The 14,249-nt window shown below is 41.9% G+C and carries 9 protein-coding genes; all 9 read left to right on the top strand.

Annotated features, from left to right (window positions below; translation table 11 throughout):
* Positions 1-37 precede the first annotated feature (37 nt).
* The 9 genes from C5S62_RS05520 (at position 38) to C5S62_RS05480 (ending at position 14,129) form a co-directional block, all read left to right on the top strand.
* Positions 38-2,518: a TonB-dependent receptor domain-containing protein gene (locus C5S62_RS05520; RefSeq protein WP_104404409.1), complete on the top strand. Its 2,481-nt coding sequence runs from the start codon at positions 38-40 to the stop codon at positions 2,516-2,518.
* A gap of 48 nt (positions 2,519-2,566) precedes the next feature.
* Positions 2,567-4,447: a ribosomal protection-like ABC-F family protein gene (abc-f, locus tag C5S62_RS05515; protein ID WP_104404408.1), complete on the top strand. Its 1,881-nt coding sequence runs from the start codon at positions 2,567-2,569 to the stop codon at positions 4,445-4,447.
* Positions 4,448-4,501: 54 nt separating this feature from the next.
* A complete protein-coding gene (locus tag C5S62_RS05510; protein WP_104404407.1) occupies positions 4,502-5,773 on the top strand; it encodes a replication-associated recombination protein A in 1,272 nt (423 codons plus the stop codon).
* A 688-nt stretch (positions 5,774-6,461) separates the two neighbouring features.
* A complete protein-coding gene (locus C5S62_RS05505) occupies positions 6,462-8,990 on the top strand; it encodes an SLBB domain-containing protein (RefSeq protein WP_223301152.1) in 2,529 nt (842 codons plus the stop codon).
* 11 nt (positions 8,991-9,001) lie between these two features.
* Positions 9,002-10,054, top strand: coding sequence for a Wzz/FepE/Etk N-terminal domain-containing protein (locus tag C5S62_RS05500; RefSeq protein WP_104404406.1), 1,053 nt, complete (start codon positions 9,002-9,004; stop codon positions 10,052-10,054).
* A 36-nt stretch (positions 10,055-10,090) separates the two neighbouring features.
* Complete coding sequence (locus tag C5S62_RS05495) at positions 10,091-11,413, top strand: MATE family efflux transporter (RefSeq protein ID WP_172486090.1); 1,323 nt, start codon at positions 10,091-10,093, stop codon at positions 11,411-11,413.
* A 2-nt stretch (positions 11,414-11,415) separates the two neighbouring features.
* Positions 11,416-12,597, top strand: coding sequence for an O-antigen polymerase (locus C5S62_RS05490; protein ID WP_133159514.1), 1,182 nt, complete (start codon positions 11,416-11,418; stop codon positions 12,595-12,597).
* Complete coding sequence (locus tag C5S62_RS05485; RefSeq protein ID WP_104404403.1) at positions 12,597-13,397, top strand: glycosyltransferase; 801 nt, start codon at positions 12,597-12,599, stop codon at positions 13,395-13,397. The genes C5S62_RS05490 and C5S62_RS05485 overlap by 1 nt, the downstream gene beginning before the upstream one ends.
* Before the next feature lie 9 nt (positions 13,398-13,406).
* Positions 13,407-14,129 carry a glycosyltransferase gene (locus tag C5S62_RS05480; RefSeq protein WP_104404402.1) on the top strand — a complete coding sequence of 241 codons (723 nt, stop codon included), beginning with the start codon at positions 13,407-13,409 and terminating at the stop codon, positions 14,127-14,129.
* Positions 14,130-14,249 lie beyond the last annotated feature (120 nt).

The following is a 14,249-nucleotide window of genomic DNA, read 5'->3' as shown; positions in this document are numbered from 1 at the left end:
TCACACTAGAATAAACCACCAACGAATAATAAATACGATGAAACGTTCATTTGTTTTTTTCGTGATGACATTGCTCATCGCATGCAATTTAAAAGCTCAAAACGCAGCCTATCAAATACGTGGCACTGTAAAAGATTCCATAACAGAAGAAGCAGAAGCATTTGCCACTATTACCCTTACCCCACAAGGAACCTATCGCCCCACAGCAATGACAACAGCCAACGAGAAAGGGGAATTCAATCTCCCTGTAAAAAGTTCCGGTAATTACACACTTCAAATAATAAGTTTAGGAAAGGCTCCAATAGCCCGTTCGGTCACACTAAGTTCTCAAAAAGTAAAAGACATGGGAACTTTACTCATACAAGAATATACCTCAACGCTGGGAACAGCCACGGTTACAGCCATACGTCCACTCATTAAAGCTGAACCTGACCGTATCGCCTACTCCATCGCCGATGACCCGGACTCACAAACAAACTCCATGCTTGATATGTTGCGCAAAGTACCGATGGTTACAGTAGATGGAGAAGACAACATCAAGGTTAACGGCAGCAGTGGTTTCAAGGTTTATGTTAATGGCAAACCCAATCAAATGATGAGTTCGAATCCTTCACTCATTCTCAAAAATTATCCGGCTTCTGCCATTAAGAAAGTAGAAGTTATAACTGATCCCGGGGCGAAATACGACGCAGAAGGGACATCCGGTATTCTCAATATAGTAACAGCTGCTGAAACAAAAACCACAGGCTACACTATAACACCACACATCAATCCATCCAACCGAGGTCTGTTCGGCAGCCTTTTCGGTATGGCACAAATTGGAAAGCTCACGATATCAGGAAACTATGGTGCAGGCCACATGAAACAACCTGAAGGGACAAACAAATCCGAGCGCGAAACTTTTTCTGACCCTGTCAATCATTTATTGCGTTCCGAAGGTACATCTCAAAATAAAGGCACATTTCAGTTTGCCGGAATTGACGCCAGTTACGAGTTCAATCCACGCAATCTGCTAAGCGTTTCAGCTGGTCTTAACACATATCATGGCAAGTCGCCGCTATCCACTCATTATTCTATGACTGATTCCGAGGGGAAACCTGTTTACAGCTACGACCTGATTCAATATACAAAAATGAAATATGACGGTTACAACGCCAGCGCAGACTATCAACACACATTTAAGAAAGAAGGACAAACTCTAACATTCTCTTATCGCTTTAATACGTCTCCTTCAAATTCACGCACAACATCACTATACACAAATATAATAAATGTCCCTTACCAGCTGACCGACCTCTATGCTGATCCAGACAATAAAGCCATAGAACACACAGCTCAAGCCGACTTTACCACTCCTTTTGGGAAATACCATACTCTGTCTGCTGGCATTAAATACATCAATCGTATTAACCGCAGCAATAACCTGGAAGGCACACGGCCGACCGGTACTGATGAAGAGTTTATCCGCGATGAAGAACGTAGTCTGAATTACCGCCACCGTAACGACATTATGGCAGCCTACGGTGAATATACCCTCAAAATAAAAAAAGCCACAACACGTGCCGGTATACGTTATGAATACTCACATGTAGATGTAAGTTATCCGGATGGTAAACAAATGCCCTTTACCAATAACTTCAGCGACTTTATACCCTCTGTCAGTGTGGGTTATAACCTATCCCAAACCATGATGTTGAAAATGGGATATAACCTGCGGATCGGCCGACCTGACATTTCCTATCTATCTCCCTATGTACAACACCCAACGGCCGAAACACAAACTTATGGCAACCCTAATCTAGACAGTGAAAAAGCACATAATTTTGAATTGGGGTACAACTCTTTCAGCCAAAAACTCAGCATCAGCACCACACTGGCTTATCAGTTGCAAACGAACGGACTCACACCATATACATTCCTGTCCGATAATAATATCCTCACCACGACCTATGGGAATCTGATGCACCAGAAGACACTATCCCTTAATGCCTACATCAACTGGACTATATTCAATGGCACTGTTTTAAATTTCAATTTATCAGGTGATTATGCCGATTACAAAGCTTATCGCTATCACAACGGCAATAACGCACATAATTCAGGATTCAGCGGCAGCCTGTTTGGTGGTCTCCGACAAGATTTGCCTCTTAACCTCAAACTGAACCTCCATGGAGGTGGAAGTCTGCGTTCTCCCAATCTGCAGGGACATCAAGCCGGATTCTATTTCTATGCGCTCAACCTGAGCCGATCTTTCCTTACTGACGATCGGCTTACACTCAGCCTGATGGCCGGTAATTTCATTCATCCCAAGCGTAGCTTCCGTAACAGTACCATAACCGAATCCTTCCGGTCAGAAAGCATTCACACGACCAATTTCATGCGCTTCGGCATGGGAATACGCTATCGGCTAGGATCATTAAAAGCCGTTGTTAAAAAAGCAACCAGAAGCATCGAGAACAACGATGTCATACAACAGCAGAACACGAACAACAGCCAAAGCAGCGGAATGGGACAATAAATTAGAACTATATTACATCAATATCAAAAAACTCAAAACATTTGAATTTTGACGCCGATTCTTGACATACAAAACCTGACCAAAACTATTGGCAGTCTGGAATTGTTCAACAACATATCGTTCTCCGTTTCCGAAGGACAGCATGTCGGACTTATCGCACGTAACGGTACCGGAAAATCAACATTGCTCAACATCTTGCACGGTGATGAAGATTATGATAGCGGCAATATTATTTTTCGCCGCGACATTACCGTTGGCTATTTGGAACAGTCCCCCCGTTATGAAGCCGGCATGTCTGTCATTGACGCCTGTTTCAGCAAAGCCGGAGAACTATCCACACTCATCAGCAGCTACGAACAATGTCTCGCCACTCCGGGCAATCCTGGACTTGAGCAGCTTATTGAAGAAATGGAACGTTGTCAGGCATGGGATTTCGAGCAACGCGCCAAACAAATTCTGACAAAACTTGACATCAGAGAATACAATAAGCCCATAGCTCAACTATCAGGCGGGCAACTCAAACGCGTAGCATTAGCCAATGCGCTACTGACCAATCCCGATTTACTCATTCTCGACGAACCGACCAACCATTTGGATATCGGCATGATTGAGTGGTTGGAAACTTACTTGCAACGTTCGTCAAAAGCATTACTCATGGTTACGCACGATCGTTACTTTTTAGACCGTGTGTGCAGTATCACACTCGAACTTGACGAAAACACACTCTATACCTATCGGGGCAATTACGAATACTATTTGGAAAAACGCGAAGAACGCCTCACCGCCACCAATGCCAACATAGCCCGTGCACAAAACCTCTATCGCAAAGAACTCGACTGGATGCGCCGGATGCCTTCGGCACGCGGCACAAAAGCACGCTATCGTAAAGAGGCTTTCTCAGAGTTGGAAAAACAGGCCAAACGCCACATGGAAGAACGCACAGCCCGACTGGAAGTAAAAAGCGGATACATCGGCAGTAAAATATTCGAAGCGGAATATGTCTCTAAAAAATTTCCAACAGAAAGCGGTGAACCTAAAATTATTCTGAAGGATTTTTATTATAACTTTTCCCGCTATGAAAAAATGGGAATAGTAGGAGCCAACGGCACAGGCAAAAGCACGTTCATAAAAATGCTTTTAGGAAAAATACAACCCGACAGCGGGCGCTTTGTCATCGGACAAACTGTGCGGTTCGGTTACTTTTCACAGGAAGACATCCCCTTTGACAAACAAAAGAAAGTAATTGACGCCGTAAGAGAAATAGCCGAAACCATAGATCTTGGCGGAGGCAGACATCTAACGGCAACCCAGTTCCTCACCCACTTTCTCTTTCCTCCCAAACGGCAGCAGGACTACATATACAAACTATCAGGAGGGGAACGCAGACGGCTGCAACTCTGCATAACGCTCATGACCAATCCCAACTTTCTGATTCTTGATGAGCCGACGAACGATCTCGACATTCCCACCCTGCAGATACTTGAGGAATATCTCATGGATTTCAAAGGATGTGTCATCATTGTCAGTCACGACCGTTACTTCATGGACAAGGTCGTAGACCATCTGCTGGTCTTCAACGGTAATGGCAACGTAGATGATTTTCCCGGCAACTATACCCAATACCGCCAATGGCTTTCACTCAAAGAAAAAGAGGAAATGTCAGTCATCACAGAAAAGAAACAAGTCGTTTCTAACCGGAACACACGCGAGCGTCCCCGCAAACTGACTTTCAAGGAACGTCAGGAAATGACTCAGCTGGAAAAAGACATCGCAGTTTTAGAAGCAGAAAAAAAACAGACGGAAGAAGCTTTATGCTCCGGTTTACTTCCCGTTGACCAACTTACAGAAAAGAGCAAGCGTTTTCCTCTTCTATTGGAAGAACTGGAGGACAAAACCATGCGCTGGCTTGAACTAAGCGAATTGGAATAACAACTGCAAGAAACGCCCGATACAACATTACTCAACGATTAAAGCAACTCTTTAATGACACCACTGGCAGAACGTCTGCGTCCGCAAAATCTAGACGAATACATCGGTCAACAGCATCTGGTCGGCCCTGGCGCAGTTTTGCGCAATATGGTAGACTCCGGACACATTACCTCATTTATCTTATGGGGACCGCCGGGAGTCGGTAAGACGACTTTGGCGAAAATCATAGCCAAACGCCTGGATGTTCCATTTTATATATTATCTGCCGTCAACAGCGGAGTCAAAGACGTTCGTGAGGCCATTGACAAAGCCCGCCGAAACCATTACTTTGGCAGTCAAAGCCCTATCCTCTTCATCGACGAGATTCACCGCTTTTCCAAATCGCAACAAGACGCACTTCTGGCTGCTGTGGAAACCGGCGAGGTCACCCTCATCGGTGCCACAACTGAAAATCCGTCGTTTGAAGTCATCCGCCCATTGCTCTCCCGCTGCCAAGTCTATCTGCTTCACAGTCTCAGCGCCGATGACTTGCAGTTACTGGCCAACCGGGCTATTAATCACGACACCTACCTTGTCCAAAGACATCCTGAAATTAAAGAAAGCGAAGCACTGTTACGCTACAGTGGCGGTGACGCCCGAAAACTTCTCAATATTCTTGACCTTATCGCTGCGGCCACTCCGGAGAATGCCCCATTGCTGGTGACAAATGAAATCGTCGTAAAACTTTTGCGCGAAAATCCCGCCACTTACGACAAAAAAGGAGAAAGTCATTACGATGTCATTTCCGCTTTCATTAAAAGCATACGCGGCAGCGATCCCGATGCCGCAACATACTGGCTGGCCAGAATGGTAGAAGGCGGTGAAGATCCGCAATTCATAGCCCGCAGGCTCGTCATTTCGGCAGCAGAAGACATAGGTTTGGCCAACCCCAACGCACTGCTGCTGGCCAATGCCGCATTTGATGCCGTCAGCCGCATAGGCTGGCCGGAAGCGCGCATTCCGCTGGCCGAAGCCACTATTTATCTAGCTACAAGCCCTAAAAGCAATTCAGCCTATCTGGCCATCAATGCAGCCATCGAAGAGGTAAAACAAAATCCTAATGTCCCTGTACCACTCCACTTACGCAACGCTCCCACCCAACTCATGGCGCAATTGGGCTATAGTGATGGATACCTCTACCCACATGACTATCCCAACCATTTTGTCGACCAGCAATATCTTCCTGACGAAATAAAAAATCACCGTTTTTGGATACCGGCAGACAATGATCATGAACGGACCGCCACACGGCGTCTTCAATTCTTTCACAACGAAAACCCAACATAACCTATTATTCTTCCACATGAAGAGTCCGGTCATTCATGAAAAAAAGGAACAATATCATCAGCATGAAATTAAATGGATACAGTTTAAGATCCTTTCTAATTAAGAATTTTAAACACTTTTGGCACGAGCATTGATTTTAACGTTTCTTGCTTTTGCCTCTTCAACATATTATCTTTGTAGGAGAATGATAAGCCGTTCGGATTCGAACGGCTTATTTTGTCTTTTTAGTTTTCAAAAAGCCTTATTCGCGTAAAAATTCCAAGTATTGGATTTCAAATTCCAAGTATTACAGTTTCCCAAAGTTCTATTTCTATGAAAATAAAGTGCTCCAAGAAGCCTATTGATGATTTACAAACCTTTAGAAAAGTTAAATATGTTAATTCTCAATTCGGACAATCCAACGTTCCCTTCACATATTTTATAGAAAAACACATATTCAAATTCACCATAAACAATCACAAAACCATCTTAAGCTAGAACAACTAAAAATTAAAGCTTTCATTGTGATAGAAACATTAAAAAAATCCATTTATCTCACACAGGCACAATTATTTCATTCCTGATGTTCCCGCACACATTTTTACAGGCACATTTTAAAGCGCCCAACAACTCTCCTGTTATTTTTTAATTGTATCTTTGCAATAATTTACTATTATCGCGTTTAAGTAATAAATAAGTACAATAAAATATGAATTTCAAAAAGTTCCTCATAGCGATAACCATTTTCGCCATACTCCCTTTAACCGGCAACGCCCAATCCGGCAAGATGACAGACAAACAAATAATGGAATATGTCATCAAAGAAAACTCTAAAGGAACACCGCAATCTGCAATAGTAAAGAACTTGATTGAGAAGGGAGTAGACATCAGTCAAATCCGTCGGGTACGCAAAAACTATGAGAAAGAACTCAAGAAGCAACAAGAAAAGAACGGTTTGAATGAACTGGACAACAAGGGAGACGAACGTAGCCGCAAAAACAACGGAGATAAGCGTCAGGAAAAAACAGGTAAAAGCACATCCATGAAAAGGAATGAGAAGCAACGCCCCAAACGCGCTGACTACTCATGGGATTATGATGACGAAGTGAATCAGATTTTGGAGATAAACGAATATGATGAGGATTATTTCGACAATGATGAGGAATATGAAGAATGGCTCCGCTGGAAAGAAAAAACAGAAAAAAATCCTAAAATAAAAGTATTCGGACGTGACATATTCAACAAAGAAAAACTGACGTTTGAACCCGACATGAACATAGCCACGCCTTCAGACTACCGTCTGGGACCGGGCGATGCCGTATATGTTGACGTATGGGGAGCCTCACAGAAAAACTACACCGGAACGGTGTCTCCCGACGGTAATATTGACATTGAGGGATTTGGTCCGGTTCAAGTGAGTGGCATGACTGTGGCGCAAGCCAACAATCATTTACGCTCCACGCTAGGCAGCCGGTATGCCGGCTCTAATGTACGTCTTACTGTGGGACAGACGAAAACCATATCCATCAACGTTATGGGAGCAGTCAAAACTCCCGGAACTTACACATTATCAGCCTTTGCCACAGTGTTTCACGCACTCTACATGGCCGGAGGCACAGATGAAATAGGCTCTCTCCGCAATATCAGTGTATTCCGCAACGGCAAGCAAATAACAACCGTTGATGTGTATGATTATATCCTTAACGGGAATCTCAAGGGCAATGTCCGACTGGCTTCCGGAGATGTCATTATCGTCAATCCCTATGAATGCCTCGTCAACATCACGGGAAAAGTGAAGCGTCCGATGTTCTACGAAATGAAAAAGAACGAAAGCCTGGGAACTCTGATTGGTTATGCCGGCGGTTTTACCGGAGATGCTTATCAAAAAAACGTAAGACTTGTACGCAAAAACGGCAATCAGTATTCCGTCTTTTCTATAGACGAATTTGAGCGCAATGGTTTCCAACTGTCTGACGGCGACTCGGTATTCGTTGATTCCACCCTGCAACGCTATAGCAATATGGTAGAAATAAAAGGAGCCGTATTCCGCCCCGGAATGTATCAGGTCGATGGCAACATCGCCACTATCCGCCAACTCATAGAAAACGCCGGTGGTTTTACTGAAGACGCCATCCGCACACGTGGCATCCTGCATCGCCGGAAAGCCGACCGTTCACTGGAAGTCGTAGCGCTCGATCTGGAAGGCATCCACAACCACACTGCGCCTGATATCAGCCTGCGTAACGAGGATGTGCTCTTTATTCCAAGCAACAAAGAACTGAAAGAAAATCAAAAACTCACCATTACAGGAGAAGTTCTCTATCCGGGAGACTATGAATATGCAGAAAACACCACCGTGGAAGACCTTATTCTGCAAGCTGGCGGCCCCACAGAAGCCACTTCGCTGGTTAAAGTGGATGTTTCGCGACGCATCAACAACGCTAAAGGCTCCACTGCCCCTGAAACCATAGCCCAAACTTTCTCCTTTGAACTGAAGGAAGGATTTGTCGTTAACGGACAGCCGGGATTTACCTTGCAACCTTATGACGAAGTTTTCGTACGCCGTTCTCCCGGCTACATGGAACAAGAACACGTAACCATTACCGGTGAAGTGACTTTCACGGGTAAATACGTTCTGACAAAGCGCAACTACCGCCTGAGCGACTTGATTAAAGCAGCCGGCGGACTGAACAAATCGGCCTATGCAGCCGGAGCACGACTGGAACGTTTGTTCACTGAAGATGACAAAGCTAAGCGAGAGTCTATGCTCAAAGCCATAACAGGCAATGACACTATTGATAACTCACTGCTGGATGTCATAAAAACACGGCCTGTAGGTATCAACTTAGACAAAGCGATAGCCAATCCCGGTAATGAACAATGGGATATCGTCCTGCAAGCCGGCGATAAAATTGTCGTACCTGAAATCAGCAATACGATTTCCATCAATGGCGAGGTGATGCTTCCCAATACTGTGGCTTATAAAGAAGGCGCAAAACTAAGTTATTACATCAACCAGGCCGGTGGATACACAGATAAGGCCAAAAAGAGCAAAGTGTTTATCGTCAACATGAACGGTACTATTTCACGCTCCAATTCCTCTAAATCCATCCAGCCCGGCAGTGAAATTGTTGTTCCGGTCAAAGCTGAGAAAAGGAAACTCTCATTCACTGAAATTATCAGTATGGGTAGTCTGATGGGAACATTGGGCGCTATCATTGCGACATTAGTAAAATAAAACAAGGCAAAATGCAAGTACTACGAAAAATAGATTTAGGGCGTTGCTGGTTTCTAATTAAAACACACAAGAAGTTATTCATTATAACGGAAATATGCGCCGCCACAATAGCACTGGTCATTGGATTCAGCATTCCAAGAACCTACCAGGCCACGGTAAAATTAGCTCCGGAAACTTCAGGAGGAGGCCTAAGCGGAAGTATATCGGCATTAAGTTCAATGATGGGAATGAAAGTCGGTAATATGATGGACGAAGATGCCATTTCCCCAGAACTATACCCCGATGTCAAATCTTCTCCTGATTTTTTGTTGGGACTATCAAAAGTACAAATACAAACCCTAGACAATAAGGTTGCCACAGACTACAAGACTTATCTGGCAAAACACACAAAGACAACTTGGTGGAACTCTCTGATAAGTAAAATCAGTCCTAAAGACAAGGACAGCACGATAAAAAAGCAGGAATTGAAAGACAATCATATTATTCAATTGTCATTAAACGACTATCTGCTTCTTAAAAACATAGATGATGCCATAACTTGCACTACAGATAAGAAAACAGGCGTCATAACCATAAGTGTAATAGACCAAGATCCTAAAGTAGCTGCTCTGATGGTCGATTCTGTACGTAGCCGCTTACAAAACTTCATAACCGGTTATCGCACTCAGAAAGCTCGCAATGACGTTGAATATTTCACCAAACGATATGAAGAAGCCAACAAGGAATATAAGAATGCGGCAGCACGATATGCGACTTATTCGGACGCACATCAGGATTTGAGCCTTGAAAGCTATAAGGTTGAGAATGACAATCTTGAAAATGAAATGCAATTAGCCTACAACATCAAATCCGAATATGCCACGAAATTAGAATTAGCCAAGGCTAAAGTATCGGAACAGACCCCGGTTTATACAATAGTACAAACTCCGATGGTTCCGGTGAAACACATTGCACCACGCCGGAGTATCATTCTGCTCATGTGGCTATTCTTAGGTTTTGTAATATCTTTTCTATTGGCTCAAAAGAAAACACCAGTAAACATCGTTCTAAAGGAACAGGTATAAAATAAACCTGCCACTATGCTAAATAAAAGTCGCCTCTTGTCCATCGAGAAACGAAGTTCACGCACAATATTAAATATCGCAGCCTCTTTTCTAATAAAAGGATGGGCCGGCATTATTCAAATAATACTAGTTCCATTAATCCTTTTATGCTTGGGGGAATATATAGCAGGTATTTGGCTAACGGTTTCATCTCTTCTCGTTTGGGTAGAATCATTCGATTTAGGACTTGGCAACGGACTAAGAAACAAATTGGCTGAATGTGTTGCAAAAAATGATTGGCACAGTGCCCGCCAAGCTGTATCTACAACATTCATTATCATAGCAATACTTGTCATTCCTCTCATAATCATCGCACTAGGCATACTTTTCAATATAGATATTTACAACATACTGAACGTAGACCGAACAATAGTTTCGGATTTACATACAACGATTACAGCCACAATTATTGTCATTGGATTCACTTTCATTCTAAAAATTGTGGGAAACATCTATCTTGGTCTACAGCTACCTGCCATCAACAATCTATTAGTAGTTCTAGGACAAAGTCTGGCAGCATTGGGACTTTACATATTTCATCTCTACTTTGGAACACTGACACTCCTGCAAGTTGCGCTTATATCTACCATAGCACCGGTTATGGTATATACATGCGCATATCCAATCACATTCCATTTTTACAAATCATTACGCCCATCATGGCACTTATTTGAAAAAAAAATGGTCAATGAGCTTTTCACGAAAGGCATGCAGTTTTTTGTACTTCAAGTAGCAGGAATAATATTGTTCTTATCTTCAAATGTCCTGATATCATCGCTGCTTTCACCGGCAGAAGTTACACCTTATCAAATTGTCTATCGCTATTTCAGTTTTGCCACTATGCTGTTCGGTATTTTGGTAACTCCACTTTGGACGGCAGCAACAGATGCTTATACTAAACAGGATTTTGTCTGGATACGTAATGTAACTAAACGAATGAAATATTGTTTTCTATTGTTTGTGATATTAATTATCATAATGTCACAGGTCGCGCCTTACATCTACAGAATATGGGTAGGTGAAAATGTATTCATCAATCCTGCCCTCACGTTTATGATGTCTGTCTATACTATAATACTGATATATAGCCTTTATTTTGCGCATATTTTGTTTGGAATCGGTCACATTCGCCTTCAAATGTACGTCACTTTAGCAGAAGCTGTAGTATTTTTTCCATTAGCCATAATCGGTGCAAAAGTAGGCGGAACACCGGGAATAGTCGCAGCCTTATCCTTTGTCAACATTTTCTGTGCTGTTACGAACACCATTCAATACAAAAAAATAATTACCGGCACAGCCTCCGGCATTTGGATCAAATAAATATGTTCATCGCATTAATTGTCATATTTGCCTTACTGTGGGGGTATTTATTTTTTAAATACTCTGATATATTCTCACCTTGGAGTGTGACTTTACTCATTTGGATATTCATTATATCCATGTACTCATTTTTAGATCACGGATTATACAAAGCTGACAATCAATTTATAAAAGCCATTCTTATTTGGAATACAGGATTTTGTGTATCTTCTTACCTTTCATTTAGGATAACTCCGGCTTATCAAAAAGAAAGTTGGGCTAAAAACTATCAGACTATTAAGATTATCAAGTGGATATGCCTCCTTCTAGTTCCTTATATGCTCTATAAGTCCATATCTTTTGCATTGACAAACGGAAGTGTAGCCGATTTGATTTTCAACTTACGCCAACAAACAGTTCTGGAAGATTCTGGTTTTAGCTTAGGGCCACTGATCTATTTAGTACACGTGGCCTATGTTCTCCTGCTTGTTACGATTGATGAGGAAAAGATAAATCGCAAACAATTTTGGCTAGCCTTTATTCTCTGTTTCACCTTTTTCATCGTAACTATGAGTAAGTTGACTTTGTTTATGATTATAGTCAGCATCTTATATCTACTTTATGTCTATCGTAAGATAACAATCAAACCATTCCTGATTTGCGGTATCATATTTTTCGTATTCGGACTTCTCTTCACCAACTTGCGTGTTACAGATTCGAGTGGAGAATCCGGATTTGACTTCATGGATTTAGTGGGTATGTATGTCGTTTCACCTGTCGTTTCTTTCTGCTATGAAACTCCATGCTCTTCCGACTTATGGGGAGAAAATACATTCAGAGGATATTATAGTTTGATGAATGCTTTAGGATTTGTAAATTTTATTCCCCCAAAATTTCAGGAATGGGTATCTGTACCTATCCCAACAAATGTTTTTACAATGATGTCCCCCTATTTTAAAGACTTTGGATATTCCGGTTTAGCTGTTCTGAGCATTGCCGAAGGCATCTTTATGGGCTATGTATATAAGAATTCTGAAACTGGAAATAACATCATGCGCCTAATCTACACGTACATACTCACCCTCTTAATCCTTCAATTCTTTGATGAACTTTTCCTCGTAGGACTATCCAATTTCATACAAATTGTAATACTTATCCTGCTATGTCATACAAAGTTCGTCTTTAATGAGAAAAACATAAATTAATGGACAAGAAATCAGATATATTCCCAATCATAGTTTTATACTGCTGCAAGTTGAGCGAATCCAAAACCTATAATTCCTTATTAAAAAATAAAGGAATCAAAGCCATTATGGTATATGACAATTCCCCTCAAAACTATCAACAGGAAATGATGCCAGATAATGTCATATACATCCGTGATTACTCCAACAGAGGAATATCCTACGCCTATAATACAGCGGCACAATATGCTTATGAACACAAATATGACCGCTTACTTGTTTTGGATCAAGACACCACATTCCCAGAAAATGCCTTAGATGCTTACTTTAATGCCGACAGAAAAACAACTCTATGGGCCCCGACCATTATTACAAAACAAGGGAAACGACCGTTATCTCCTGCCGATATAAGAAAAATGAGAATAAAAGCTGTAAAACTTCCAGTCGGCAAGCATTCTCTTTATCATTATTTCCCTATCAATAGCGGTATGTGTATATCTTTAAAAGCATACATGGAAGTTGGAGGTTATGACGAAAACATACATCTCGATTTTTCTGACTTTCAATTCCTGCGTAAATTACGGCAACGCAATGAAGAATTTCTTCTTCTTCCAACCCTTGCATACCAAGATTTCTCCAATGAAAAAACCGACATAAAGAATACCATCCACCGCTACAGCATCTATATTAAGGATGCCAGAAAGTGTAAAATTAATGGTACAAAAGAACGTCTGCAACACAAATATTCCGTATTTTTGCATACATTATCTTTAACTTGGCGTTTTCGTTCTTACGCTTTCATAAAATTGTATTTATCATAAATAGATAAAATGATATCCGTCTGTATTGCCACATATAACGGAGCGGCAACCATCAGTGCCCAACTTACCTCCATTATCCCCCAATTATCTCCTGAAGATGAGATCATCATATCTGATGACAGATCCTCAGACAATACAATAGAGGTTATACAAACATTAAAGTGTCCTCTGATTAGAATTATCCAGGGGCCGGCTGCCGGTTCGCCTATCCCCAATTTTGAAAATGCGTTGAAAGCAGCCAAAGGAGATTATATATTCCTTTCCGACCAAGATGATAAATGGAAGCCGCAAAAGGTACAAATAATGATGAAAGCTTTAGAAAAGGCAGACTGTGTATTAAGCGACTGCTCCATTACCGACAGTAATTTCAATGTCACTCATCCCTCTTTCTTCAAATGTAATAACACCAAAAACGGTAAGTATTACAACTTGCTTTTCAAAAACGGTTATATCGGCGGAAGCATGGCTTTCAGACGCTGCATATTAAATCGGGCACTTCCATTTCCCCGTCACACCCCAATGCACGACCTTTGGATCGGAAATGTCGCAGCATTTTTTTACCGGATGGCATTCATTAGCGAATCTCTGAGCTATTTCCGCCGCCATGGACATAACACCTCCACAAGTTCTCAAAAAAGCATCAATCCATTGAGTACAAGGCTCAGTTATCGTTTTATCACAATAAGAGCATTATTACGTCTGGCGTTTTCTCATCCTTCCCCCAAGCCATGAAAAAATTAAAAGTTCAATCTCTATCCATCGAGAAAAATCGTCCCTCCATATAATATACATCATCGTCCTTCATAATGACAGAAAGGACAATATTGCTACAGACTCATTCATTTAAAAGAG

The sequence above is a fragment of the Prevotella sp. MGM2 genome, from assembly GCF_002933955.1.
GTDB lineage: Bacteria > Bacteroidota > Bacteroidia > Bacteroidales > Bacteroidaceae > Alloprevotella.
This window is presented reverse-complemented; position numbering and strand designations above follow the sequence as displayed.

Excerpts from the sequence above, each read along its gene's own strand:
- C5S62_RS05490 (WP_133159514.1), top strand. The coding sequence starts at position 11,416 with ATGTTCATCGCATTAATTGTCATATTTGCCTTACTGTGGGGGTATTTA.
- C5S62_RS05510 (WP_104404407.1), top strand. The coding sequence starts at position 4,502 with ATGACACCACTGGCAGAACGTCTGCGTCCGCAAAATCTAGACGAATAC.
- C5S62_RS05485 (WP_104404403.1), top strand. The coding sequence starts at position 12,597 with ATGGACAAGAAATCAGATATATTCCCAATCATAGTTTTATACTGCTGC.
- C5S62_RS05505 (WP_223301152.1), top strand. The coding sequence starts at position 6,462 with ATGAATTTCAAAAAGTTCCTCATAGCGATAACCATTTTCGCCATACTC.
- C5S62_RS05520 (WP_104404409.1), top strand. The coding sequence starts at position 38 with ATGAAACGTTCATTTGTTTTTTTCGTGATGACATTGCTCATCGCATGC.
- C5S62_RS05480 (WP_104404402.1), top strand. The coding sequence starts at position 13,407 with ATGATATCCGTCTGTATTGCCACATATAACGGAGCGGCAACCATCAGT.
- C5S62_RS05500 (WP_104404406.1), top strand. The coding sequence starts at position 9,002 with ATGCAAGTACTACGAAAAATAGATTTAGGGCGTTGCTGGTTTCTAATT.